This window comes from Salegentibacter salegens (genome assembly GCF_900142975.1).
Classification (GTDB): Bacteria; Bacteroidota; Bacteroidia; order Flavobacteriales; family Flavobacteriaceae; genus Salegentibacter; species Salegentibacter salegens.
In genome coordinates this window covers 2,329,189-2,352,764 of sequence record NZ_LT670848.1, presented here as the reverse complement: position 1 = coordinate 2,352,764, position 23,576 = coordinate 2,329,189, and the positions used below count along the sequence as shown (strand labels likewise).

The window sequence follows — 23,576 nt, the reverse complement described above, 5'->3', positions numbered from 1 at the left end:
TTACGTCATTCCGAACTTGTTTCGGAATCTAAGCCGTTAAATAGCTTCCTTAAACTCAAACCCTAAAACCTCTTTTAAATTTACCGAATTTATCTTCTTCCCTTTAGAAACACTATTTGGATCAAATTCGGGAATATTTAAGTTCTTTTCTTTAGCAGTTTTGGTGTAATAATCTTCTTTACTGGGATGTTTAGGATAAACAGCATTGAAAGTTTTTCCCCAGGCTTCTTTTTTAATGATCTGGTTTATAATTTCTATACAATCTTCCTGCTGAATCAAGTTTACCGGGGCTTTCGGATTTTTAATCCCCGTTTTGTTGGCGAGGTGATTTACGGGATGTCTCCCGGGACCAATTAATCCACCGAATCGGATAACTGTGGTTTGAAAATGTTCATTTTTTAACAGCATTTTTTCTGAAGAAATAAGTTGTTTAGCGGCTTCAGAAGTTCCGTTAGCTTCGTTTTCTTCGGTGTATTCAGGGAAGTTTTCTTCGTCTTTATAGACTGAAGTAGAACTCACAAAAATCACTTTTTCTACCGGAGATTTTTCTATATAATCTTTAATCCGGCCTATCTTACCTACAAAATCTGCCTCAGGATCGCTACGTAAACCCGGGGGAATATCAATGATTAGTATTTCAGAATGCGCCAGAAACGAAGTTAGATCGCCCTGAACGCCTTCAGTAAAAATTTTAATTTGATAGGGAGTAATTTCAGCATCACGCAATTCCTGCATTTTTTCCTGGCTGGTCACAGAGCCCTTTACGGTATGCTCTTCCTGCAGTTTTTTTGCCAGCGGCAATCCCAGCCAGCCTGTTCCTAATATTGATATGTTCATAATTACTCTTATATGAAAGTGTCTAAGAAGCTTTATAGAACGTCATCCTGAATTTATTTCAGGATCTAATTTGATTAAAATTAATATCATGTTAGAAGCTGAAATAAATTCAGCTTGACGACCAATAAGCTCAAAGCTACAAAACCAAAACCTACTCTGGGCTTATGGTTTTCTTAAATATTACTGCGTCGTTGAGTACAAAAGGCCGCGGCATCATCGTATTTGGTCTTGGCGGTACATTTAAAGCTTCGTTTTCTAATAAATCATAGCTGGATTCATAAAGTGTAAATTCCGGTTTTTTATCCTTTTTTAAACTAAATTCCAATCTTAACGTATCCCGACTGGAAACGTGGTAAGTTAGCAGGCGTTCGTGCCAGCGGCGGGTATGGATATGGAATTTATTCTGACCCAGATAAAGGCTATCGGCAATTTTATTATTGACTTTAAAAGTTTCAAAATCGGTTCCCCGGTCGGCAAAAAGTTCTATACGGTTAATGTTTCTATTGGGTGCAATCTTTAGGAGATAAGAATTTATAGTTTCAGAAGAATCTGTTTTTTTCCAAATAATGGAAGGTTCTTCCAGATCAATTTCAGGCGCATTGGTTTTCCAGGTAAATTGTGATCCATATTTACTGCTAAGCGTATTGATTTCTGCCGGAGCAATAAGCGGTTCTTTACCAAAGTATTTTTCAGTCCATTCGTCTGGCATTTTATCGTAAGAATACCAGTTAGTAGTATTATTATCAGCATCGGCTAAATAAACCAGAGAATTTGGCTTGGGATGCTCTTCGGTAAAATCAGCTTTAAAATGAGCTACAATCAGAAGAATATTGAAAATTAAAAAGAAGAAGACTGCAATTTTTTTATTACTTCTGAAATAGGCGAAAACGGGTAACAGCAGTTGAAATAATAAAACGGTAAGTAAAGCTGAGACAAACAATATTTTCAAGCCCAAGGCTACCGGGAACATCTTTATAAACGGCACTAGAATGAATACCGCAGGAAGGCTTAAGAAAGCCATTAGTAAGGTATTTGGATTTTCCTGTCTCATCATCACAAAAAGTTGCAGTAGCGCAAAGAATGCCGGAATAATAAAATAGGCCGCACCTTTTAAAAAGAATGCGAGCAAGGTGCAAAGCAGCAACCAGAAAAATAAAGGTACCACGAAGAGGTTGGCTTTATTTTCTATATGCCGAAAACGATAATAAGAAAAAAAAGCAATTAATAAACTCAGCGAAATAAAGGCTGTGATATAATAGTAGCCGTTATAGGTGAAGCCGTGTTCCATTTCAGAATATTCGGCGTAGCTGAAAAGGAGAAATTTCCAAAGCAGAAAAACCAATAAGCCGGAAAAGGCTAAACTCACTACAAACGGAATAATACTTTTTAAAATTGGTTTAAGCTGAAGTCGGTTTTGTGAAAATCCGTAGCCTATAATTATAAAAAACAAGATAAGAGCTACGATAAGCATTGGGAAAATCCAGGAAAACGGATAACTAATTATTTCGCCGCCAGGAATATTGAAAAATAAAACTTCTTCTTCGGCTTTAACTTCACTTAATTCTGCATCTTTAAAATAGTCAAGTAATGGCATTAAATAACTGCCCTGGTGTGCGAGAGTTTTTTTATCTAAATTTTCGGGAGTATCAGTCGCAGTGTGATAATCAAAATGATCGTCTATAAACGCAAAATTATAACCCGGAATATCACCCTGCTCTCTAAGAACAGTAAGATCGGTATCGTTGGGCAGCATTTTATAAACGCTATAAACGAGCGAATTTGTAACTGGGAATTCAGGATTTGCTTTTTTAAAGGAATTTATAAGTCCGGCATTTCCAGAATTTGTTTCCAAAAACATAAAAGAATCGCCATCGCTGCCGCGGGCTTCGAAGTTAAGCGCCAGTTTAGCATCTTTTGCCCAGGGATGGTCTTTTATAAAAAGTTCGGCGCCATTTAAACCGAGTTCTTCAGCATCGGTAAATAGAATGATAATATCATTTTTGTGCTTTTTATTTTCAGCTAAAAATGTGCGAATTCCTTCCAAAATTGTTCCCACGCCGCTGCCGGCATCACTGGCGCCGGGAGAAGAATGCGGATTGCTGTCGTAATGCGTCATAATTACAAGGGCTTCACCATTTCCGTTACCTTCTAAACGCGCCAGGATATTTTGGGGACGAACCAGGTTTCCGTTTTTAGTAAGGCTGTAATCTTCGTGAGTTTGTGCTTGTAAGCCCATTTTCTGCAACTCGCCAACAATATAATTTCTAACTCTGCTATGCGCTTCAGTCCCTACATAATGGGGTTTTTGTGCAATTGCTTCAACGTGTTTAAAGGCGCGTTGGGTAGAAAAAGTAGTTTCAGGCGCATCTTCAGCTTCAATATTTTTTGGTTGACTGCTGTAAAGGCTAAACCAAACAGCAATAGCAATAAAAATGAAAGAGAAAAAGCGAGGTATATTTTTCAGCATAATTCAGAAAAAACAAAAGGGTTACAGGATTTAAAGATACTTAAGATTTTAAGGAATAGTAATACAGGAAAGCAGGCTTTCAGAATAATTAAATTTTACCTATATTTAAGTTATTAGTAATCAAAAAATTAAGTTATGGGTATTAAGAGTTTTCAGGGAAAAAGGGCGGAACCGGAGAAGCCGAAGAGCGCACCCATGTTGGTTAGAGATTATATGAGTACCTCACTGGTTACTTTTAAAGAGCACGAAAATATTTTGGATGTTGCTGAAAAGCTAACTAAACATAAAATATCTGGTGGGTGTGTTGTAGATGAAAATAATAAGTTGGTAGGTCTTATTTCTGAAGGAGATTGTATGAAACAAATTTCAGACAGCCAGTATTACAATATGCCCTTAGAAGATACTACTATTGGTAAGCGAATGACTTGTAATGTGGAAACCATAGACGGAAATATGAATGTTATGGATGCCGCAAAACTCTTTATTGAAAAGCGGTTTAGGCGTTTTCCAATTGTTGAACACGGCAAACTTATAGGGCAAATTAGTCAGAGTGATGTGCTTAGGGCAGCGGTGCGTTTAAAAAGTAATAATTGGGGAGATTAAGGCCTTTGCTTAAACTCGGTAACAGAGATTTAAATGCTTTGAGGTAAATTGCTTGATTTTAATTATTCAAGCTTTTTAAAAATCTTTGACATGGTTTCACCGTCGATTGCTTCCATATCTATAAGCTTTAAGGATTCTACCATATTAAGTGTTGAAGATTTATATTCTTTGAAATGTGGTGTTTCTAGATGGGCTTTGTAGGCTTCGTTATCTGCATATATTTCTAATATTCTTATCTCGGTGGGGTTTTCTTTTTGAAACATGGGGTAGATAGAAATAACGCCTGGTTCTAACCTAACAGAAGCTTCAGCTTCATATTTTAAAATTTTTATATACTCTTCGAGATACTGCTCTTCTATTTTAATTTCAGAAATCCTGATAAGCATTTCATCTCTTGGTGTAGTAGTTTTCATCTTGTTTTGAACGCCACAAGAGTAGGTTAAAAAGATTAAGGCTAGAATCGTAAAAGCTGATTTTATAAATTTCATTTAGTATTAATTTTTGATAAAATCCCCTTTCGGGAAATGTGCTATGTTTTTGATTTTAGTGTCAGCCACGTTTAACCAGAGCGTAAATTCCATTTTCTAGAGGAAGATATCCCTGGTCGTAAACAAAATAATAGACTTTACCGGTTTTGGTTGTATAGATGCTGGTAAAGTATTCAAAATTGAAACCACGTGCGAGTAATTTATTTTTACTAATCGTGGTTTTTTCGTTTGGATTGAATTCTTCTAAAATGCGATAATTCTTGCGAAGCAGGTTATTTACATTTCTAACCAGATTTTTCCTGTCTTTGTTGAGGTTGTTGTGATGTGCATTGCGGCAATAATCGCTGCAGAATTTCTTATCTACGCGACCTACAATTTTTTCGCCACATTCCAAACAGGATTTTTGCATACAACTCGATAATCGAGGATTAAGTATTTTTAAGGCTTTCCTCGAAATTAAAATTTTGTTTTCACAATAAATATAAAGAAAAAGCTGAAGAATTGCTGAAATTCAGGTTTTTGTAGGGTTACCTGTTTTTCCTCATTTCAGATTGGCGCATCGGCATACTATCTATGGTATTAAAAAGTTTTTCTGCGGAAAGTATTTCGGTTTGTTCCAGTTTTTCGCCTCCATCTAAACCAATTAGAAGTACCCGAAAATCGCTTTTTTCATCTTTATATTTTTGAAAGAGTTCATTTGAATTCTTCCAGTTTTCTTCTTTAAATCCGGTGGTAAATGTTTCGGGCAGAATTTGGTAAACGACTAGTTTTCTATCGTCAAGCCCATTTTGATGGTTTTGAAGTTCGATAAGTTGTTGCTGGAATTTTTCGTTTTTCTCTTCAGCAATAATCAAAATTAGTCGGTCTTTCCATTGGTGTTTAGAAAGATCTTGCGCATTTAAACTCATAGCAAAAGAGAAAATTAAGATAAAACAACTTATAGATTTTAGCATATTCTAAAATACAAAAAATCTACTATACCTTTAGTCTAAGCATTTCGGCGCGAGCCATAAAAGAATCTTTTAAGCGTTCAATTTTTGGATTCATCGTAGAGGCAAAAACAAGGTATTGACATTTTGTGATATGCTGCGGAATTCTAATTAAATCGTGATAATCGCTGTTTTTGGTTAAAAATTCTGCGTCTTCTACCGCAAGGATCTTTAACTGACTTACATTGATCCCGGTAATTTTAAAAAGTTTAAATAGTTTCTTCGGGGTGGCGATAACGATATCTACCCCGTCGTAAATTTCATTTTTCTGTTTTTCTATATCTGGTGCATCAAAAGCGCTAAAGATTCGTAAATCCATATATCTAGTGAATTTGTTGAATTCTTCTTCCAGTGCCAGGGCAGCTTCTTTATCTTGTATAAAAATAAGTGCACGGGGAGCATCTTCAAAAGCAGCACTTTCCAGTTTTTGGATGGTGCTTATTACCAGCGCCGTGGTTTTTCCTGAACCTTCAGGAGCAATGATAAAAAGATCTCTTCCGCTTTTAATTTTGGGTAAAATTTGTTTCTGAAAAGGAAGCGAACTTTCAATTTCCAGCCTTTCCAGGGCTTCTTTAAGCGGGATATTCAGTTTTTTAAAGGACATAAGGTTTATTTTAAAGCTCCTGATTTAATTTTTCAATAAGAAATTAAAAAGCTTCTGAAGTTTACAAAGATAGCTTTCCCAATAATTAAAGTGCTATAATCCTATTATTGCTTTTAGAAAATTTGGGAATAGATATTGAAGCCTTAAATCCAATCCGGGTCTTCAATAGTTAGTTTATCTTTTACTTCACCGGTGTGCTTCGTTGTCGCCGGTTCAAAAAGTAAAACCCAGGCTTCCTCGGTCGCTACAGGATTATGTTCTACACCTCTTGGAACAATATACATTTCGCCTTCATTTAAGGTTATTGTTTTGTCTCTAAACTCAATTTTCAAACTTCCTTTAATAACCAGGAACATTTCATCTTCTTCTTTGTGATCGTGCCACACAAATTCTCCTTTTAATTTCGCGAGTTTTACCTTTTGACCATTGAGTTCGCCAATAATTTTAGGGGTCCAATGTTCATTAAACAGTTCGAATTTATCTTTAAGGTTTACTTTCTTATCATTCATAATTGGTGAATTATAGCTATAAAATACGGAAACTTTAGCCTTTAATCAGCTGTGGTAATTTATCTTCAATGGGGAAACCTTTAATTCCTTCTTTGTTCTTTAAATAAGTTTCAATTTCTTCATCAGTCATTGTATAGGTTTCTTTCAAACCTTCAATTATAATCTTTAGGTAGAATTCGTGTGGGGAATTTATTTCATCTTTTAAATAATCTTCATTGGTAAAAGTGAAGATAGGACAGTCTTCATCTTCGCCCAGGTAAATGATCTTCCCGTACCAGGAATTATTTTTCATATCCAGGCTACGATTTTTAATTACGTGTTTGAGATCTATATCAAAATCACCTTCAAATTTTATTTCCTGTTGGACCAAATCAATAAATTGCTGCTGGGTAATGAGGTACATTCTTCCCAGGGTTTTAATGTTTTTATCGAAGTCTGATTGAATGAAACCTGCGCCTCCACCACTCCAGGTTTTGGAAGATTTAGCGAAATAAAGTTCGCCGTTTATAGTAATTCCTTTAGATTTTTCGGGTAGGGTTTTATTGCTGCAACCGGGATAAACGCGTTTGGCATTGGCAGGGCGACCGCCGCCAATATAACAGCTAAAGCGTTCTTTTAATAAATTGGAGCCGTAACAGGCATACCAAACTTTGGGTTCTTCTTGTGGCATTTTTTTCTACAAGAAAAGCTTTCTCATAGAGAATAGCAACTTTAGTCATCTAAGGAATTTTATGAAAGTTTGGATTTAATTATTCAGAATACTTAGTAATTAATCTTACTAATAATTCATTTAAAAATTCTACTTCATATTCGCCTATAGAAGGTTCAATATGGTCATTTCCAATACCACTGTGATCGGTTATAAAAACATAAGTGCTGTTGGTAGCCATTGAAAAGTAACGCATCAGGAATTCGGTTTCTTTATCAATTCCGCTTGCGGTAACAGGTATAAGTTTAATTCCTTTTTCAGCTGCTTTTTTTATTGAATTTTGAATATCAGAAATAACCTGTTGATTGTGATGTGGTGGGGCATCTAATATTAAGAAAGCTAAACGTGTGCGAGCATTGGCAGACCATTGCAAATCATTTAATGCTGTGTTCAAGGCTGTGTGAACTGCTTCAGGAAAATCGCCGCCACCTGCAGCAGATTGTTTATTAATAAAATCTAGAGTGGTATTTATATCGCTTGTAAAACCTGAATGTCTAACAACGTATTGGTCTTCTGTATCGCGATAGAAAACCGATGAAGTTAAAATAGTAAGATTTGAATTTGAGCCTTCAACTTTTTGAATAATACTCTTCAGATCATCTTTTAGAAATTCCAATTCATCAGACATTGAGCCGGTAGCATCAACAATAAATGCTATTTCAACATTGGTGGGTGTGTCATTAGTATGTTTTATTTGCACTTCATTTGTACCCTCACCAATTCCTTTTAATGTTGTATTAATCTTTTCGCCATTTACCCATAGTGAATAATTGTTTAGATCGAAATTAGAGGAATTTTCAAAAGGATTTATCCATAACTCAGCTTTTCCATTATTATCAGATTTTGCAGACCAGGTTGTATTAGCCTGCTCATTTTTTAATTCTAAAACGGCATCTATAACAGGCAATGCACTCATGTTTTGTATGGAAATAGAAATCCGGTTATTAAAGAAAAATTCCCAGTGATTTATTTTTTCAGCAAAATCCTGGTTATTATTTAAATCAAGCCAAAAGTTCCAGTTTTCCAGATCGTTCCATTCTCCCGCAGTAATTAGTCCCGATGAATCAGAATCGCCATTTCCGGTATTAGGATTTTCAGCCGAAGGGTCTCCGGAGGATTCACCGTAAGAATTACGAAGGGCATCACCCGTTTCATCTGTTGATTCACTTAAAGGGTCTTCACTACATCCAATAATGATGAAGAGTGCAAACAGTAAGCATATTTTAATAAATTTTCCCATCTTATTTGAATTTAGTAGTTCTTTCTTTAATTAGATGCGAAAATCATAAAAAGGTTGCGTGGGTATGCTAATGAATTTTATATTTAATTCCTATTTGAAGTAAAATGCTTAGGTCTTCCCCGGCAATTTGCCATTTATCTCTTTCTCTGAGCGAACCTACAGGATCAGTCCAGAATAAAGTGGGTTCTAATTGCAAGGCTAAATTTTCACTTAGTTTAGAACTGATAATTCCGGAAAAATTGATACTCATAAAATTATGATCAACTACTGGTGATAAATTAATTAAATCCTGTCTGAATTCCTGGTGGGTATAACCAAACCCAAAGTTATAACCAAAATTCCATTTGTTCTTTTCTTTTAGATGCTCTAATAAAATCATAGAAGTTAATGAAGTGACATCGCCATCAATGGGCTCATTAGAACTTTTCCAATTTCTTCCTTTAATTGCAGCGTTTAAATATTGGAATTTAATTTTAAGTCCAAAATAAGAATCAGGTTTTGAATATTTTAAATCAAGATATGAACTAAATGGTAGCGAGTAATCAATATCAATACTGCTATCAGAATTTTCATACATATACGCAGATCCGGTTCCAAGTCCAAACCCTACTTCTAAATTTTGTGATTTCCCTTCAAGTGTAGCAAATAGAATAATTATGGCAATCAACGTAATATTTTTCATGTTTTTTAATAATGGAGATTTGAATGTATTTAAGCTTGTCTCTTGAGCCTGCTCAGAGATAGTATGTAGTCTTTCGAAGTAAGAATTGTAAGGGTTTAAAGAAAGCGGTAGTGAATTCCAAAACTCCCTCTAAGAATATCTGCATCAAGCAGAATAGGAGCTGCTTCTATGTGAAAACCGAATTTCTTTTCATTAAACGGATAAAAGTTAAGGCCCACTGGCGCTACAAGTCCTTCAAAAGCATTGACTCTATATCCCAGGCCACCATAAAAATCGTAATCTTCTTTTTTAATGAATTTATAGGTTAAAACTGCTTCTAGGGACATATCTGAAATAAACTGATCGGTGCCCAGTCTTAATTCTGGAGTAAGGCGTTGATTTATATCGTAGCCTACACCAATAAAAGGAAGGTTAGATTGATGGTAGCTAACATTTAACTGACTATAAGAATTTGCCACGAAAAAAATGGTAAAAGCTAAAAAAAGTAATTTTTTATACATGATATTTGATTGATGAATTTTCTAAAATTAGAACGAGAATGATGATTTATTAATAATGATTACAATAATAAATAAATTTTATATAGAATTCTATTGATTATTATCTAATGTTTTGATGATTTTAGCAGGATTACCACCAACCAATACATTTGGAGGAACATCTTTGACCACTACTGCTCCTGCTGCAATCACGCTTCCGTCACCAATACTTACTCCCGGGCAAATAATAGCGCCGCCACCTATCCACACGCTATTGCCAATAGTAACCGGTTTTCCATATTCTAAAAGCGAATCCCGGGTTTTGGCATCTAAGGGATGCGTTGCGGTATAAATATGTACGTTTGGTGCTAAAAACACGTTGTTTCCAATATTTACTTCCACAACATCCAAGATGCAGCAATTAAAATTCATAAAAACCTGGTCACCCATTTTTATGTTATATCCGTAATCACAATAAAATGGAGGCTCTATCCAAAGATTTTTACCGGCTTTTCCAAATAAGGAGTAGAAGAGCTTGATTCTTTCATCTGCTTTTTCTTCTCCCATCTTATTTGCTTTTTGAAAAATAAGTCTTGCATTATACCTGTCTTTTGCGATTTCTTTTTCTGAACCCAGGTATAATTGGCCTGAAAGCATTTTTTCTTTTTCGGTCATGGTAAGTCCTAATTGTTAAATCTAATATTACGAAAAATTTCCGATTACATAATTCATTTTTAAACGTTTACAAACGTCTTTAAACGTAAACAAATAATTCCCAACCGATTACTGGTTTAGAACCGTGCTATGTTTGTCCTGTTGAAATGAACTAACGATTTTCAGCTTTTTAAATTAATACGTTATGAGCACTATTAGAAACAAAGTACAGTTGATCGGGAATGTGGGAAGAGAACCTGAGATCGTAAACCTGGAATCTGGCAAAAAATTAGCTAAATTCTCTGTAGCTACCAATGAGAATTACAAGAACGGAAACGGCGAGCGTATAACCGATACCCAATGGCACAATATCGTGGCCTGGGGGAAAACCGCAGAGCTGGTAGAGAAATATGTAAATAAAGGGAAAGAAGTTGGAGTAGAAGGCAAACTTACCAGCAGAAGTTGGGATGATAAAGACGGTACTAAGCGCTATATTACTGAAGTGATTTGCAACGAGCTACTTTTAATGGGGAAGTAAAGTGATAATTACTTTACCGAAAGTTCTAACCCGGTTCTGAAAAATATCCAGATGCTAAGGTTCAGTTTAAAGGTGGTTTATCCTTCTTAATCAGATGATAAACCACCTTTATTTCGTATTATAAATTAGTCCAATCCAGAACCTCCAAAAAGAACCTAAAGGGAAATTTCGGTTATTTACCACTCATACCATATCTATCTTATTGCCTCTATCGCATTGGCGAGATATACAAAAGGCGCATTCCAGTTAATCGCGATCTCATTACTGGCATAACTGCAGCGATCATCTATATAGGAAGTTGCCGGATGTTTATGCGCATCAGTATATTTATTTCCGCAGCCTTCTTTGTCCTGTTGTCCCGGGTTTGGACCACCAGCCAAAAGCCCCGGTACTGGATCTTCATTATGGTCAGATTCCGAAGGTCTGTGATGCGGATCTCTCGTGGCTTTTTCGCCAAAACCGGTTAAAAAGGAATAGCCCGTAGCATTCCTGCCCAAAAGGTAATCAAGATTAGCATTTGCAGCATCAAGATATTTCTCGTCACCGGTTATTTTATACACGTTTAAAAGAAGTATACCCTGATTTGCTGCTTCTGAATTACTTCCCCAGGCAAAGTCAGACTCATTGGTTCCCATTGGGATTGCATAAGCTGAAGCTTTTGAAGATGTCACCAAATCATCGGCCATTTTGTTAAGCTGCCCTAATATAGCGTCTATAGCTACGAGCTTACTATTCTGATATTTGTCCCTATGCCTTGCGAGCGAGTAGAGTGCAAGTGTATTCACATTTGGCCAGGCGGGAATGCCAAAAGAGGTTTCTAAAGAGCTTTCTAAATTAGCGTCTTTGTAGTAGTTTTCTTTTCCCGTTGTTATAAAAAGTTCTGTAGCGGCCCACTGTAATTCATCTTTAAAATTCTGGTCTCCGTAAGCACCGGTACTAATTTCAGGGTCTTTTAGTTCTTCCTGGCGGTAAATTACCTCGGGGTTTTCTTTAGCCCAGTTATAAGCTTTTTCGCTCATTACAAGCAGAGAATCTGATAATCCGGGCAATTCATTTTTATAGTTAGCGAATATTCTTGCTGCCTGGGCGGTTACTGCAGCAAAATCTAAAGTGGCGGCTGTTCCTTTTTGCACGGCCCATCGCTGGTAGGTGGCATCCTTTGGTGCAACTGCACCATGAAAGTTTGCGCTGGTAAGTTTGTGGTAAACACCACCGTCTTCGTCCTGCATCGTCATCATCCATCTTAGGTTGTAAAGTGTTTCATCGAGAAAATCGGGGATGTTGTTTTGACTTTCGGGAATATTCAAATTCAGGGTGTCGAGATAGTCAGGAAAATCTTCATACAGGGAAAACAAAGTTCCCATCGTGATTCCGCTGTTTACGATATATTTTCCATAATCACCTGCATCATACCAGCCTCCGGGACTCGAAATCGTAGATCCTGCAGGGCGATTCTGTGAGGCGGCAGAATTATGGATTTTCACCTCGTCGTCTGGATGTCCTGCTTCCCTTGCCCATTTTCGGGCATATTCTTCTGGTAAATCTGTGGAAGCTCTTTGATAATAAAAAGCTTTCATGCTTGCTTTTGCCGGCTCAAAATGCACATTTTTATTTATTTTAAAAGGATGGCTGGTGCCAATGCCCGGCACATGAATTACATATTCACCTGAACTTTCCACGGAAGAAAAATCAGCTTGTTTTACGGTTTCTTTACTATGTGACCATTCTTGAGCATCGCTGAGTTTGCCTGAAAATACTTCAGTTTTTTGATCTGATGTAAGAATAGAAAAACCTATGGCCTCTGAAGTTACAATAATTGCCTTTTTGGGGCCTTCAGGATAAAAGCCTATCTGATTTATCCGGATTTTCTCCGAACCTGAACTGTCCTCTTTGGTTTGAGCATTGGCGGTAAAATTCAGAACAAAGCATAGAAAAGAAAACAGGAATATAGTTGAAGACTTCATAAAATTAATTTTTCGTTTTGAATATTGTTGACAATTTTAAATAGCCGGATTTAAAGTTAATGTTCCTGAAATGTTTTTCCGCATAAGTCTGTGCTTTTTAGAAGGGAAAATTTTCACTCGATAAAATAGATTAAATGCTAAATGGGAATAGATCAGAAATAAATTTCCTTTGCTAACCTGTAAGTATTAGCGTGGGCTTCAATAATCACCCTTATTTCTTTAGAATATCCGCCGCCCATACTGCATTGCACGGGAATGTTTAGATCGTGGCAGGTTTGCAAAACGAACCTGTCTCTTTCTTTACAGCCATTTACCGTGCAGGAAAGTCGGCCCAGTTTATCAGTTTCTAAAATATCTACACCGCATAGGTAAAAGATGAAATCGGGTTTTTGTTTTTCGATTAAACCAGGTAAAGTTTCTTTTAACAGTTTTAAATAGTGGTCGTCGCCACTACCATCAGGGACTTCAATATCGAGATCTGATTTTTCTTTTTTGAAAGGGTAATTCCCTTTTCCGTGCATAGAAAAGGTGAAAACTGAAGGATCGTCCTGAAAAATCTCAGCAGTGCCATTGCCCTGGTGAACGTCCAGATCTACAATGAGAATTTTTTCCGCTAACTTTTTCTGCTGAAGATACCTTGCGGCAATCGCCTGGTCGTTAAGCAAACAAAAGGCTTCTGCACGGTTGGAATAAGCGTGATGAGTGCCACCGGCAATATTAAATGAAATTCCATTTTCTATGGAATAATGTACGCCTTTCATCGTACCATCGGCAATGATCATTTCCCGTTTTACTAAAGCTTCAGAAAGTGGAAATCCACTTTTTCTAATTTCTTTTTTACTAAGGTTTAGATTGCCTAAACGTTCAAAATAATCGGCGTCGTGAACATTGAGAATGTATTTTTCCTCTGGAAATTCGGGTTCAAAAAAATTATCTTCACTACAAGTCCCTTCGTGAAGTAACTGCCTGGGAAGCAATTCATATTTTTCCATCGGGAAACGATGACCTTCGGGCAGCGGATGTTTATAGATGGGATGATAGGCGATTTTTAGCATTTAATAAAATTAGTAATGCAAGTACCCCTCGACTGCGCTCGGGGAAACATTGGAGTTTGTCAGTTCGAGCGCAGTCGAGAACTAATCTTCTGGCTTATATTTAGAATGAGTTGCATTTCGACATTCCGCTAAGATTTGCAAGAGTTCATAATCGCCATTTATTAAAGCTAACTTTTTCTTTGCATTCCATTTCTTGATTTTCTTTTCAAAATAAATTGCCTGATTCACATCATTAAATTCCTGGTAAAATTTTAAAATTACAGGTCTTCTTTTAAACGTAAAACTATTCGAATTAAGATCAGAATTATGTTCTTCCAGCCTTCTGGAAATATTATTGGTAAACCCAATATAAGAGACCATCTGAACATTCAACGATATAAATGTAATAAGCTTTCATACTGAGACTTATAGTTTTTCAATATACCCCTCGACTGCGCTCGGGGTGACATTCAGGTTTTGAAACCCTGGAATTTTATGTCAGTTAGAGCGCAGTTGAGAACGAGATCTAATTTATCGTAGTCCCGGGTTCTACACCATCTTCATCTGGATTTACAAAAACCAGTTTTCCAGCTGAATTCTCTGTCATTAAGATCATTCCCTCGCTTTCTACACCGCGCAGTTTTCGTGGGGCTAAATTGGCTAAAACAGTAACTTTTTTACCAATAATTTCTTCGGCTTTGTAATGCTCTGCAATGCCCGAAACTACAGTTCTTTTATCTAAACCGGTATCTACTTTGATCACCATTAATTTTTTCGTTTTGGGCATCTTGTGGGCTTCAATAATAGTTCCCACGCGTAAATCCATTTTGGTGAAATCTTCAAAAGTAGCGGTTTCCTTTTGTGGTTCTACTGCTTTATCCTCGGCAGCATTGGCTGTTTTAGTAGCTTCCAGTTTCTCTAATTGCTGCTGAATTTGCTCATCTTCAATCTTGCTGAAAAGCAATTCGGCTTTGCCTATTTGATGGCCTCCCGGAAGTAAAGAATCTCGGGTTGCGATTTTATTCCATTGCGAATACTCTTCCCCAGAAAGTTTGTTTTCAGCATCGGTAAAATTCAGCATTTTTTGAAGTTTTGCTGAAGAAAAGGGCAAAAACGGTTCGGTTAAGGTTGCCAAAGCCGAAGCGATTTGTAAAGCCACATACATTATGGTTTTCACCCTTTCCTCATCAGTTTTTATAAGTTTCCAGGGTTCTTCATCTGCTAAATATTTGTTTCCTAAACGAGCCAAATTCATCAATTCGCCCTGTGCTTCGCGGAAACGGTATTTTTCAATAGAACTTGCAATAACCGCGGGATAAGCTTTAAGTTCAACAATGGTTTGCTCGTCAACTTCAGAATAATCATTCGGTTCTGGAACAATTCCGGAGTAATATTTATTGGTAAGTACAACTACACGGTTGATAAAGTTTCCGAAAACGGCCACTAACTCGTTATTATTCCTGGCCTGGAAATCTTTCCAGGTAAAATCGTTGTCTTTCGCTTCAGGTGCATTTGCGGTTAATACATAACGCAAAACATCCTGCTGATTTGGAAATTCCTCAAGATATTCGTGTAACCAAACTGCCCAGTTTTTGGAGGTAGAAAGTTTTCTGCCTTCCAAATTGAGAAATTCGTTTGCCGGAACATTCTCTGGGAGAATATATTCACCGTGCGCTTTAAGCATCACGGGGAAAATAATACAATGAAATACAATATTGTCTTTTCCTATAAAGTGTACCAGCTTGGTGTTTTCATCTTTCCAGTATGGCTCCCAGTCTTTGCCTTCGCGCTCGGCCCATTCTTTAGTAGAAGAAATGTAACCAATTGGTGCATCAAACCAAACGTAAAGCACTTTGCCATCGCCACCTTCAACAGGAACAGGAATTCCCCAGTCTAAATCGCGGGTTACGGCTCTTGCGCGCAAACCATCATTTAACCAGGATTTTACCTGCCCGTGTACATTGCTTTTCCAGTCGTGGGCGTGGCCTTTTACGATCCACTCATCCAGCCATTGCTGGTATTGGTCTAGTGGTAAAAACCAGTGGCGGGTTTCTTTTAAAGTGGGTACTTCGCCGGTAATCGCCGATTTTGGATTAATAAGATCTGTTGCGTTTAGCGAAGTTCCGCAGCTTTCACACTGGTCACCATAGGCCTCTTCGTTTCCGCATTTTGGGCAGGTTCCGGTTACAAACCTATCGGCCAGGAATTGTCCTGCTTTTTCGTCGTAAAGTTGTTGCGTAGTCTCTTCAATAAACTTCCCATCTTCATACATCTTTTTGAAAAATGCCGAAGCGGTGTCGTGATGTACTTTGGCTGAAGTTCTTGAGTAATTATTAAAAGAAACGCCAAAATCTTCGAAAGATTTTCTGATAATTCCGTCGTATTTATCTACGATATCCTGCGGCGTAACGCCTTCTTTCTTTGCTTTTATGGTAATAGGCACTCCGTGCTCATCACTTCCGCAAACAAAAGCCACATCATTGCCCTGCATTCGTAAATAACGGGCATAAATATCGGCTGGAACATAAACACCGGCAAGATGGCCAATATGTATGGGGCCGTTGGTGTATGGTAATGCTGCGGTAATAGTGTATCGCTGTGGAGTATTATTCATTTATCTTAAAATTTATTGAGGGCGCAAAGGTAAGCAACTCCTTAAAAATACGCGTTAAATTCTTGTAAAACAGAAGGCGTCTGTAGGAAATGTTCCTCAATTTAGCCTTTAAATTTAATTCGAATACCAAAAGTTTTAAATCAATAAAAATTAACCAATGAAAAAATTAAGCTTAATAATTATTGTACTTAGTCTTGCAGCCTGTGGAAGTTCTAATAGCAAAATGTCTAAAGATAGATTTGTGGTTGAAAACCTTACAAATTATGATACAGAAGAGTTAGCTGAAACCTACCCTGAAGCAAATATTCAGGAAGACACCGGTATGTTTGAGGAGGGTACTGTAGAAAGAGCCTATACCATAATGTATCCCGATACTCCAGATGAACTACATATTACCTGGAAGAGTGAAGAGCGCGAGGAAATCTATGATATCCGATTTTCAGAAAATGGAAAATGGAAATCTGCTGAAGGCATTGAAATTGGAACTACTTATGAAGCTTTGTATAAATTAAATGAAAAGGAAATTTCGTTCTACGGATTTGGATGGGATTATGGCGGTGCTGTGATGTGGAATGATGGTAAGTTTGAAAAATCTAAACTTCGAGTGTTTCTGGCTCCGGATGGCGAAGTTTCAGATAAATTTTATGGAGACCGAATTATTGAAGCGAGTGAAGAAGAAATTGAACGCTTAGATTTAAAGGTAACCAGCATCATGTTGGTGAATTAGCTGTGTTTTACAGGAAATCCCTCTGTATAAAAATCTGGAATAAATCCTAATTTCACTTATGGCTCAGCATAATGCTTTAGGGGAATTGGGTGAACGCCTCGCTTTAGAATACCTTTTAAAACAAGATTATGAAATTCTGGCTAAAAATTATGTTTATAACAAAGCGGAAATAGACATTTTAGCCCGGAAACATAACACTTTGGTAGTAGTAGAAGTTAAAACAAGAAGCACACCCGATTTTGGGGACCCACAAAGTTTTGTAAAGCCTAAACAAATTCGGCAGCTTGTAAAGGCTGCCGATTTCTTTTTAAATGATAATCAGTTGGACCTGGAAGTAAGATTTGATATTGTTGCGATCATAAAAAATAAAGCAGGAATACAGGTAGAGCATCTCGAAGACGCTTTTTTACATTTCGAGTGAAATTTTTCATCCTAAACTTTATTCCAACCGCATTGTTTCAGTTGCTAGTGGTCAGAAAAACTATCTGAAAAGTTCTAAATTCGTCAAGCTGAACTTGTTTCAGCTTCTAACTTGATTTGAATATCAATATCTTAGATCCTGAAATAAATTCAGGATGACAATAAAACAAAAAGACCTCACAGGTTTCCAAAACCTGTGAGATCTACTTTTTGGTAAAGAAAAACCTCAAAACCCCAAAATGAATCGGGACTTTGAGGTCTATTTCTTTATCAAATTTCCGAAGAAATTTTTACCAGATTTTTACTCGATCTTCAGGAGCAACATACATTTTATCACCTTCCTGAATATCAAAAGTGCTATAAAAAGCATCGATATTTTGAAGCGGTACATAAGCTCTGTACATACCTGGAGAATGAGGATCGGTCTTGATTCTGTTTTTCAAGGCTTCATCACGCATTTTTGTTCTCCATACAGTTGCCCAGGACATAAAGAAACGTTGTTCTGGTGTATAACCATCTATTTTACCCGGGTTTCCATGTTCTTCAAGATGAATTTGAAGACCATCGTAAGCAGCATTTACACCACCAAGATCACCAATATTTTCACCTAAAGTAAATTGACCGTTTATGTAAACGCTATCCAATACTTCAATGTCGCTATATTGGTTAGCAAGGTCTTTTCCAAGTGCTTCAAATTGTTTTAGGTCTTCGTCTGTCCACCAGTTATTAAGGTTTCCTTCAGCATCAAAACGAGATCCACTATCATCAAATCCGTGCGAGATTTCGTGACCAATTACCGCGCCAATTCCGCCGTAATTTACAGCAGCATCAGCTCTATAATCGTAGAATGGAGGTTGAAGAATAGCCGCAGGGAATACAATTTCGTTATAGCTTGGGTTGTAATAAGCATTAACAGTTTGTGGAGGCATAAACCATTCGGTTTTGTCTACCGGCTGGCCAAGATCGCTCATATTATCGGCAACTCTCCATTTGCTGGAGTTCATCATATTCTGAAAATAAGATCCGCCATCTTCAACATTTACAATTTCAAGATCGCTGTAATCTTTCCACTCATCTGGATAACCAACTTTAATAGTTGTAGTGCCTAATTTTTCCTTAGCTTTTTCTTTGGTGTCTTCACTCATCCAGCTAAGATTATTTATTCTATTCTCATAAGCTTTAACCAGGTTGGAAATCATTTCCTGAGCTTTTTCTTTAGCCTCAGCCGGGAAATGTTCGTCTACATATAATTTACCCAGTGCTTCTCCTAAAGTACCGTTTACAGTTTGTAAAGCGCGTTCTTTTCTTGGACGTTGCTCTTGTGCCCCTTGTAAAGTTTTGCTGTAAAACTCCCAGTTTGCAGTTTCAATATCTGTAGAAAGTGTGCTGGCTGCATCATTAAAAATGCTCCATTTTAAGTAATCTTTCCAATCTTTAACCGAATTTTTAGCAAAAACATCCTGAAGGGATTCCATATAATTTGGTTGAGAAACAATAATGGTATCAAGATTTGTAGCGCCAATTTCTTCAAAATAAGCATCCCAGTCTATCGCTGAAACCATATTTTTAAGTTCGGCTACAGTTTTAGGGTTATAGGTATTACGGGCATCACGACGCTCAACCTTATCCAATTGAGGTTCTGCCAGGTTAGTTTCAAAAGCAAGAATACGCTCTGCAGCATTTGCAGCTTCTTCTTCAGAGTAATCAATATACTGAAGCATCCTGGTGATATGCGCTTCATATTTTTCTCTCTTTTCTTTTGAATCTGAATCATCTGCAACGTAGTAATCACGATCTGGTAAACCCAATCCTGCAGGATAAAGGTAAGCAGCATTCATATTGCTGTTTTTAGCATCTGCACGAACCCCGAAAGAGAAAAATCCCGCACCGCCGTATTGTTGCATTTCAGTAAGGAATTCCTGAAGGTCTTCTTTATTCTCGATAGAATCTACCTTTGCCAAATATGGTTTTACCGGTTCCACACCTTTTTCATTTCGGGCAACGGTATCCATAATTGTTTTGTAAAGGTAAACCGCTTTGGCCTGGTCGCTTGCCGGGTCTAAACTATCGTTGGCAGAAGCACCTTCTAGAATCGCCATCGCATCCTCATCGGTACGTTCGCGCAATTCCATAAAACTTCCCCAGGTAGTCTGGTCTGAAGGGATTTCGGTAGAATCTACCCATTTCCCGTTTACATATCTAAAGAAATCTTCCTGGGGAGTAACGGTAGTATCCATATAGGCGAGGTTAATACCGTGAACCTCTTCTTTTTCTTTACTTTCTTTATCGTCGTTTTGGCAACTTGTAATGCTTGCAGCTCCCAAAATCGATAAAAAGAGCACATTCGTTATTTTTTTCATATGTGGTTTGAATTATTATGAATTCTCGCGCTAAAGTACTAAAAAGTAGCATATTTAGCTGAAGATTATTTGAAACCAAAAAATAATTGCATTTTCCCTAAAAGCAAGCTTAGGAAAGTTTGATTTTTATTGAAGGTTTAATCAATTTGGTTTATCAATTTTTGATCGTATTCTTTTTTTAACTGTGTTACTTTTTCCACATTTTCGTTGGGGACAGTTATGGAAAGCACATAATGCGCAATTTTCCAACCGTCTTCGGTTTTTTGTAGTACTCCAGAGCCACGACAAATTCCCATTTGTGTATTCAGCAATTCATCAAACCAGGCGGTTTTGCTATTTTTTTGCGTATAAATATTTCGTTCCAAGCTTGTGAAACTCCAGGCATTCCCACGATCAAAATAAGGTTTTGAAAATTCACGGAAATCATCATTTTGCCAGTTTTCAGAAGCATCTGTTCCTATAAAAACACCGTCTCTGGTCATTAACCTAAAATATTTCTCAAAGTTGGCTTCGGCTGCGGCCATGTGCCATTCGGTTAAAACCTTATCGATTTTAGATTTTTCCTGCGCAGTTATATTTAAACTGAAAATCAAGAAAAGCAGTGTAATAAATTTTTTCATTTTGAAGAATTTTAATTGAAGATACCAATTTTTCAGCATTAAGATTTAGAAAAAATAGCGATTGCAATTATGCTTCGGGAAGGGAATCTATAGAAATTGTATCTCTTTCGGCTTTAAATTCATCAAGTTCCTCTTCAAAATCTTCCAGCGTTTTAAGGAAAAGTTCATTAAGCTGAATTTTAAAATTATTGAATTCTTCAGGGATTTCACGAGCAACCTCTGTAATGGCATTGGCGTCTAATTGCCGGCGGTGAGAAAGTTGTTCTAAAACCTTTGCTTTAGTAGTTAAAACGTTGGCGCGGGCCCTAACCGCATTAGAACTTAAAGAATCGGGAATGCTGGTAGATAGTGATTCCATAACCTGGGAAATTGGACTGGAACTTTCTATAGTTTGCTGTAGATTATAATTTCTTAACTGGTCAACTTCATTTTGGGCTGCGATATAAGCAAGCCAGTTTATAGCGTGCTTTCTTGCCTCAGGCAGTAAGATTACTTCTTCGTTTGTAGTTTCTATGGGTTGGTTTAAGGTGATAGAATCTAATTGCCGGCCGTTAGTATCCTCGGTTTGAGATTTCTCTTTGCAGGCCCAAAAGAGTAAAATAACTATTATAAAAACCGGTTTTTTCATACACAAACAAAGTTAACCTAAAAATTTTCAATTTAAATAATTCCCGAAGGAAGTATTTGCGAACCAAATAAGCATAAAATTTTCTTTATTTTCACCGCATTAGTTGAAGTATTATCAAAATACTTCGCGCAATAAAAGATTTCTAATAAAAGTAAAGGTTTCGCCTATTTCATTGCGAAAACCTCTATATAAATAAATATATTTGCGGAAAAATCAATACGATGGCCGGGAAAATTTTAATTATTGGGGCTTGCGGGCAAATTGGAACCGAGTTAACGCTGAAATTACGCGATCTCTACGGAAATGAAAAAGTAGTTGCCAGTGATATTAGGGAAGGCAACGAAGACTTGATGAGTTCTGGACCTTTTGAAATTGCCGATGCCACCGATTCTTCTTTAATAGAATCGATTATTGATAAACACGAGGTTTCTGAAGTTTATCTTATGGCAGCCATGCTCAGCGCCACTGCAGAAAAAGCGCCGATGAAGGCCTGGAACTTAAATATGGATTCCCTTTTTCATATTTTAAATTTCGCAAAAGATAAAAAAATTGAAAAAGTATTCTGGCCTTCGAGTATTGCGGTTTTTGGTCCTACCACGCCCAAAGATGATACGCCACAAACCACCATTATGGAACCTTCTACCGTTTACGGAATTAGTAAACAAACCGGTGAAAGATGGTGCGAATATTTTCACGATAAATATGGCGTAGATGTAAGAAGCTTGCGCTACCCCGGTATTATAAGTTACAAAACCCTTCCCGGCGGCGGAACTACAGATTATGCGATTGAGATTTTTCACGAAGCACTAAAAAATAAAGCCTACACTTCATTTTTAGCCGAAAATACCGGCCTCCCAATGATGTATATGGACGATGCGATTAAAGCTACCGTAGATATTATGGAAGCGCCTGCAGAAAAAATAAAAGTGCGGTCTTCTTACAATCTTTCAGCATTGAGTTTTACTCCAAAAATTCTTGCTGAAGCTATCCAAAAGGAAATTCCGGAGTTTAAAATTGCTTATGAACCAGATTTTAGACAAAAAATTGCAGATTCCTGGCCTTCGAGTATAGATGATTCTGAAGCTAGAAAAGATTGGCAATGGGAACACGATTTTGATCTGCAAAGCCTGGTTAAGGAAATGCTCAATGGCGTATCTGAACAATTAAAAACCACGAAATAATCGTGGTTTAATATTCTGAGACATTACCATCGAAAATAATTCTTTTGAGAATTAGTTTACTTCTTCTTTTTCTTCATTTTATTAAGCCAAATCAATGTGCCGGTAATTGGTAAACTGGTTGCGATTAGGCAGGCGAGAAAATAAATTATTTTAGAAAAAGTTCCAAAAATCTCCCCGGTATGAATGGGTTTGATCAAAGAAGCTACTTGTACATTTGCCGGTTTTTCTGAAAAAAGCTCCTTTTTAAGAATTTTACCGTCGCGATCTATAACCAACATATCGTAAGTATTGGGCGACCAATTTCCAGATTCATACTTCCTAATGGAAAAAAATCCATTTTCGTCTTGCGGAAACGAAATTGAAGTTTCTCCGGGATAGTCAAGATTTTGATTTGAAATATTAATAATTTGAGCAAGCTCCAGGGTTTTAGAATCTGCATTAGCTTCTGAGGCAACTTTGGGACCGCCGCGACCACCAAAAACCTGGGTTCCCAAAACCTGGCTACCCAGGTCTTTATACCAATCAAAAGACCAGAATAATCCGGTGAGGGTCATGACAATTAATACTAAACAGGAATAAAAACCAAAGGTGTTGTGTAGATCGTGGTTAATTCTTTTCCAGTTGGCCGACCATTTAATTTTAAAACCAGGTTTTAAAGTTTTCCACTTTATTTTTTTCTTCGGAAACCAGAGTACGACTCCACTTATAGATAAAAAGAGAAAGATTATCGTAGCAATTCCTACAATTGGTCTTCCAATAGCAGAATCGAATAACAACCAACGGTGCATTCTAAACATGGTAAAGAAGAATTCATCTGCGGGATTCTCACCAAGCTGCTGATAGTCGCCAGTATATTGATTTACATAAAACGTAGTGCCGCGTCTATCTTCCGGAGAAGTTTTTACCTTAAACTCATAGGCCTTTTTACCATTTTCAGATAGTGTAACACCTGTAACAGTGCCTAAGCTCTCGAGGTTTTGTTGAAGGCTTTCAATAGCTTTTACTTCTCCCTGCCCGGGGTCTACTTTTAATTCTTCAGCAAAAAGAGATTTTATTTCGGTTTCGAATGTTAAGATGGTTCCGCTTAGGCAAACAAGGAATAAAATAATTCCGCTGCCCAGCCCTAACCATAAATGCAAATCGTTCAGTAATTTTCTAAACGTATATTTTTTCTTTTTTTGCTTTTTCTTTGTCATGGATTCTGGTATAAAACTTAAAATAAGACTGAC

24 protein-coding genes and 1 pseudogene are annotated in these 23,576 nt (G+C 37.1%); 5 read left to right on the top strand and 20 right to left on the bottom strand.

All coding sequences use genetic code 11. The features are described from left to right. Positions 1-36 precede the first annotated feature (36 nt). Together B5488_RS10510 and B5488_RS10505 are read right to left on the bottom strand one after the other, a co-directional pair. Complete coding sequence (locus B5488_RS10510; RefSeq protein ID WP_079735221.1) at positions 37-837, bottom strand: NAD(P)H-binding protein; 801 nt, start codon at positions 835-837, stop codon at positions 37-39. 151 nt (positions 838-988) lie between these two features. Further along, on the bottom strand, positions 989-3,304 hold the full coding sequence (locus tag B5488_RS10505) for a M28 family peptidase (RefSeq protein ID WP_079735220.1): 2,316 nt from the start codon (positions 3,302-3,304) through the stop codon (positions 989-991). Positions 3,305-3,439: 135 nt separating this feature from the next. Between B5488_RS10505 and B5488_RS10500 the strand changes: the two genes are divergently transcribed. Continuing rightward, a complete protein-coding gene (locus B5488_RS10500; RefSeq protein ID WP_079735219.1) occupies positions 3,440-3,907 on the top strand; it encodes a CBS domain-containing protein in 468 nt (155 codons plus the stop codon). 62 nt (positions 3,908-3,969) lie between these two features. Here the strand turns inward: B5488_RS10500 and B5488_RS10495 are convergent, their stop codons facing one another. The 10 genes from B5488_RS10495 to B5488_RS10450 all read right to left on the bottom strand — a co-directional run bounded on the left by B5488_RS10495 (position 3,970) and on the right by B5488_RS10450 (position 10,282). Continuing rightward, positions 3,970-4,395 carry a putative quinol monooxygenase gene (locus B5488_RS10495; RefSeq protein ID WP_106197084.1) on the bottom strand — a complete coding sequence of 142 codons (426 nt, stop codon included), beginning with the start codon at positions 4,393-4,395 and terminating at the stop codon, positions 3,970-3,972. A 61-nt stretch (positions 4,396-4,456) separates the two neighbouring features. Continuing rightward, entirely contained in the window at positions 4,457-4,804 is a 348-nt protein-coding gene (locus B5488_RS10490) for a hypothetical protein (protein WP_079735218.1), read from the bottom strand. 118 nt (positions 4,805-4,922) lie between these two features. Then, positions 4,923-5,348 carry a DUF4174 domain-containing protein gene (locus B5488_RS10485; protein ID WP_079735217.1) on the bottom strand — a complete coding sequence of 142 codons (426 nt, stop codon included), beginning with the start codon at positions 5,346-5,348 and terminating at the stop codon, positions 4,923-4,925. 22 nt (positions 5,349-5,370) lie between these two features. Next, entirely contained in the window at positions 5,371-5,988 is a 618-nt protein-coding gene (locus tag B5488_RS10480) for a DEAD/DEAH box helicase (protein ID WP_079735216.1), read from the bottom strand. A 143-nt stretch (positions 5,989-6,131) separates the two neighbouring features. After that, the gene (locus tag B5488_RS10475) at positions 6,132-6,497 is read right to left on the bottom strand and encodes a cupin domain-containing protein (RefSeq protein ID WP_079735215.1); all 366 of its coding nucleotides are present in this window, start codon (positions 6,495-6,497) and stop codon (positions 6,132-6,134) included. Between the two features lie 34 nt (positions 6,498-6,531). Next, positions 6,532-7,167 carry a hypothetical protein gene (locus B5488_RS10470; protein ID WP_079735214.1) on the bottom strand — a complete coding sequence of 212 codons (636 nt, stop codon included), beginning with the start codon at positions 7,165-7,167 and terminating at the stop codon, positions 6,532-6,534. A gap of 79 nt (positions 7,168-7,246) precedes the next feature. Continuing rightward, on the bottom strand, positions 7,247-8,446 hold the full coding sequence (locus B5488_RS10465) for a vWA domain-containing protein (RefSeq protein WP_079735213.1): 1,200 nt from the start codon (positions 8,444-8,446) through the stop codon (positions 7,247-7,249). A gap of 67 nt (positions 8,447-8,513) precedes the next feature. After that, on the bottom strand, positions 8,514-9,128 hold the full coding sequence (locus B5488_RS10460) for a hypothetical protein (protein WP_079735212.1): 615 nt from the start codon (positions 9,126-9,128) through the stop codon (positions 8,514-8,516). Positions 9,129-9,223: 95 nt separating this feature from the next. Then, positions 9,224-9,628, bottom strand: a complete 405-nt coding sequence (locus B5488_RS10455; protein WP_079735211.1) for a hypothetical protein — start codon at positions 9,626-9,628, stop codon at positions 9,224-9,226. Between the two features lie 90 nt (positions 9,629-9,718). Further along, the gene (locus B5488_RS10450; protein ID WP_079735210.1) at positions 9,719-10,282 is read right to left on the bottom strand and encodes a sugar O-acetyltransferase; all 564 of its coding nucleotides are present in this window, start codon (positions 10,280-10,282) and stop codon (positions 9,719-9,721) included. A 184-nt stretch (positions 10,283-10,466) separates the two neighbouring features. On the opposite strand from B5488_RS10450, the gene B5488_RS10445 reads away from it, so the two are divergent. After that, the gene (locus B5488_RS10445; protein ID WP_079735209.1) at positions 10,467-10,799 is read left to right on the top strand and encodes a single-stranded DNA-binding protein; all 333 of its coding nucleotides are present in this window, start codon (positions 10,467-10,469) and stop codon (positions 10,797-10,799) included. A 194-nt stretch (positions 10,800-10,993) separates the two neighbouring features. Here B5488_RS10445 and B5488_RS10440 read toward each other — a convergent pair whose 3' ends face one another. From B5488_RS10440 to metG, 4 genes and pseudogenes are all read right to left on the bottom strand, one after another. Then, complete coding sequence (locus B5488_RS10440) at positions 10,994-12,763, bottom strand: glycoside hydrolase family 9 protein (RefSeq protein WP_079735208.1); 1,770 nt, start codon at positions 12,761-12,763, stop codon at positions 10,994-10,996. Positions 12,764-12,915: 152 nt separating this feature from the next. Beyond that, positions 12,916-13,818, bottom strand: coding sequence for a histone deacetylase family protein (locus tag B5488_RS10435; protein ID WP_079735207.1), 903 nt, complete (start codon positions 13,816-13,818; stop codon positions 12,916-12,918). Positions 13,819-13,899: 81 nt separating this feature from the next. Then, a pseudogene (locus B5488_RS10430) lies at positions 13,900-14,215 on the bottom strand (GIY-YIG nuclease family protein). Positions 14,216-14,323: 108 nt separating this feature from the next. Further along, positions 14,324-16,411: a methionine--tRNA ligase gene (gene metG / locus B5488_RS10425; RefSeq protein ID WP_079735206.1), complete on the bottom strand. Its 2,088-nt coding sequence runs from the start codon at positions 16,409-16,411 to the stop codon at positions 14,324-14,326. A gap of 157 nt (positions 16,412-16,568) precedes the next feature. Between metG and B5488_RS10420 the strand changes: the two genes are divergently transcribed. Together B5488_RS10420 and B5488_RS10415 are read left to right on the top strand one after the other, a co-directional pair. After that, positions 16,569-17,138, top strand: a complete 570-nt coding sequence (locus B5488_RS10420) for a hypothetical protein (RefSeq protein WP_079735205.1) — start codon at positions 16,569-16,571, stop codon at positions 17,136-17,138. Between the two features lie 58 nt (positions 17,139-17,196). Then, positions 17,197-17,559 (top strand): YraN family protein, encoded by a 363-nt coding sequence (locus tag B5488_RS10415; RefSeq protein WP_079735204.1) that lies wholly within the window; start codon positions 17,197-17,199, stop codon positions 17,557-17,559. Between the two features lie 289 nt (positions 17,560-17,848). Here the strand turns inward: B5488_RS10415 and B5488_RS10410 are convergent, their stop codons facing one another. From B5488_RS10410 to B5488_RS10400, 3 genes are all read right to left on the bottom strand, one after another. Continuing rightward, complete coding sequence (locus tag B5488_RS10410; RefSeq protein ID WP_079735203.1) at positions 17,849-19,918, bottom strand: M13 family metallopeptidase; 2,070 nt, start codon at positions 19,916-19,918, stop codon at positions 17,849-17,851. A 137-nt stretch (positions 19,919-20,055) separates the two neighbouring features. Continuing rightward, positions 20,056-20,538, bottom strand: coding sequence for a nuclear transport factor 2 family protein (locus tag B5488_RS10405; RefSeq protein WP_079736581.1), 483 nt, complete (start codon positions 20,536-20,538; stop codon positions 20,056-20,058). A gap of 67 nt (positions 20,539-20,605) precedes the next feature. Beyond that, positions 20,606-21,166 carry a hypothetical protein gene (locus B5488_RS10400; RefSeq protein WP_079735202.1) on the bottom strand — a complete coding sequence of 187 codons (561 nt, stop codon included), beginning with the start codon at positions 21,164-21,166 and terminating at the stop codon, positions 20,606-20,608. 221 nt (positions 21,167-21,387) lie between these two features. Here B5488_RS10400 and B5488_RS10395 point away from each other — a divergent pair, with 221 nt between their 5' ends. Beyond that, the gene (locus tag B5488_RS10395) at positions 21,388-22,347 is read left to right on the top strand and encodes an NAD-dependent epimerase/dehydratase family protein (RefSeq protein ID WP_079735201.1); all 960 of its coding nucleotides are present in this window, start codon (positions 21,388-21,390) and stop codon (positions 22,345-22,347) included. Between the two features lie 56 nt (positions 22,348-22,403). Here B5488_RS10395 and B5488_RS10390 read toward each other — a convergent pair whose 3' ends face one another. Beyond that, positions 22,404-23,543 carry a PepSY-associated TM helix domain-containing protein gene (locus B5488_RS10390; RefSeq protein WP_079735200.1) on the bottom strand — a complete coding sequence of 380 codons (1,140 nt, stop codon included), beginning with the start codon at positions 23,541-23,543 and terminating at the stop codon, positions 22,404-22,406. Between the last annotated feature and the right edge of the window lie 33 nt (positions 23,544-23,576).

Coding starts and splice junctions, on each gene's coding strand:
- B5488_RS10510 (WP_079735221.1), bottom strand. CDS start 837: ATGAACATATCAATATTAGGAACAGGCTGGCTGGGATTGCCGCTGGCA.
- B5488_RS10505 (WP_079735220.1), bottom strand. CDS start 3,304: ATGCTGAAAAATATACCTCGCTTTTTCTCTTTCATTTTTATTGCTATT.
- B5488_RS10500 (WP_079735219.1), top strand. CDS start 3,440: ATGGGTATTAAGAGTTTTCAGGGAAAAAGGGCGGAACCGGAGAAGCCG.
- B5488_RS10495 (WP_106197084.1), bottom strand. CDS start 4,395: ATGAAATTTATAAAATCAGCTTTTACGATTCTAGCCTTAATCTTTTTA.
- B5488_RS10490 (WP_079735218.1), bottom strand. CDS start 4,804: ATGCAAAAATCCTGTTTGGAATGTGGCGAAAAAATTGTAGGTCGCGTA.
- B5488_RS10485 (WP_079735217.1), bottom strand. CDS start 5,348: ATGCTAAAATCTATAAGTTGTTTTATCTTAATTTTCTCTTTTGCTATG.
- B5488_RS10480 (WP_079735216.1), bottom strand. CDS start 5,988: ATGTCCTTTAAAAAACTGAATATCCCGCTTAAAGAAGCCCTGGAAAGG.
- B5488_RS10475 (WP_079735215.1), bottom strand. CDS start 6,497: ATGAATGATAAGAAAGTAAACCTTAAAGATAAATTCGAACTGTTTAAT.
- B5488_RS10470 (WP_079735214.1), bottom strand. CDS start 7,167: ATGCCACAAGAAGAACCCAAAGTTTGGTATGCCTGTTACGGCTCCAAT.
- B5488_RS10465 (WP_079735213.1), bottom strand. CDS start 8,446: ATGGGAAAATTTATTAAAATATGCTTACTGTTTGCACTCTTCATCATT.
- B5488_RS10460 (WP_079735212.1), bottom strand. CDS start 9,128: ATGAAAAATATTACGTTGATTGCCATAATTATTCTATTTGCTACACTT.
- B5488_RS10455 (WP_079735211.1), bottom strand. CDS start 9,628: ATGTATAAAAAATTACTTTTTTTAGCTTTTACCATTTTTTTCGTGGCA.
- B5488_RS10450 (WP_079735210.1), bottom strand. CDS start 10,282: ATGACCGAAAAAGAAAAAATGCTTTCAGGCCAATTATACCTGGGTTCA.
- B5488_RS10445 (WP_079735209.1), top strand. CDS start 10,467: ATGAGCACTATTAGAAACAAAGTACAGTTGATCGGGAATGTGGGAAGA.
- B5488_RS10440 (WP_079735208.1), bottom strand. CDS start 12,763: ATGAAGTCTTCAACTATATTCCTGTTTTCTTTTCTATGCTTTGTTCTG.
- B5488_RS10435 (WP_079735207.1), bottom strand. CDS start 13,818: ATGCTAAAAATCGCCTATCATCCCATCTATAAACATCCGCTGCCCGAA.
- metG (WP_079735206.1), bottom strand. CDS start 16,411: ATGAATAATACTCCACAGCGATACACTATTACCGCAGCATTACCATAC.
- B5488_RS10420 (WP_079735205.1), top strand. CDS start 16,569: ATGAAAAAATTAAGCTTAATAATTATTGTACTTAGTCTTGCAGCCTGT.
- B5488_RS10415 (WP_079735204.1), top strand. CDS start 17,197: ATGGCTCAGCATAATGCTTTAGGGGAATTGGGTGAACGCCTCGCTTTA.
- B5488_RS10410 (WP_079735203.1), bottom strand. CDS start 19,918: ATGAAAAAAATAACGAATGTGCTCTTTTTATCGATTTTGGGAGCTGCA.
- B5488_RS10405 (WP_079736581.1), bottom strand. CDS start 20,538: ATGAAAAAATTTATTACACTGCTTTTCTTGATTTTCAGTTTAAATATA.
- B5488_RS10400 (WP_079735202.1), bottom strand. CDS start 21,166: ATGAAAAAACCGGTTTTTATAATAGTTATTTTACTCTTTTGGGCCTGC.
- B5488_RS10395 (WP_079735201.1), top strand. CDS start 21,388: ATGGCCGGGAAAATTTTAATTATTGGGGCTTGCGGGCAAATTGGAACC.
- B5488_RS10390 (WP_079735200.1), bottom strand. CDS start 23,543: ATGACAAAGAAAAAGCAAAAAAAGAAAAAATATACGTTTAGAAAATTA.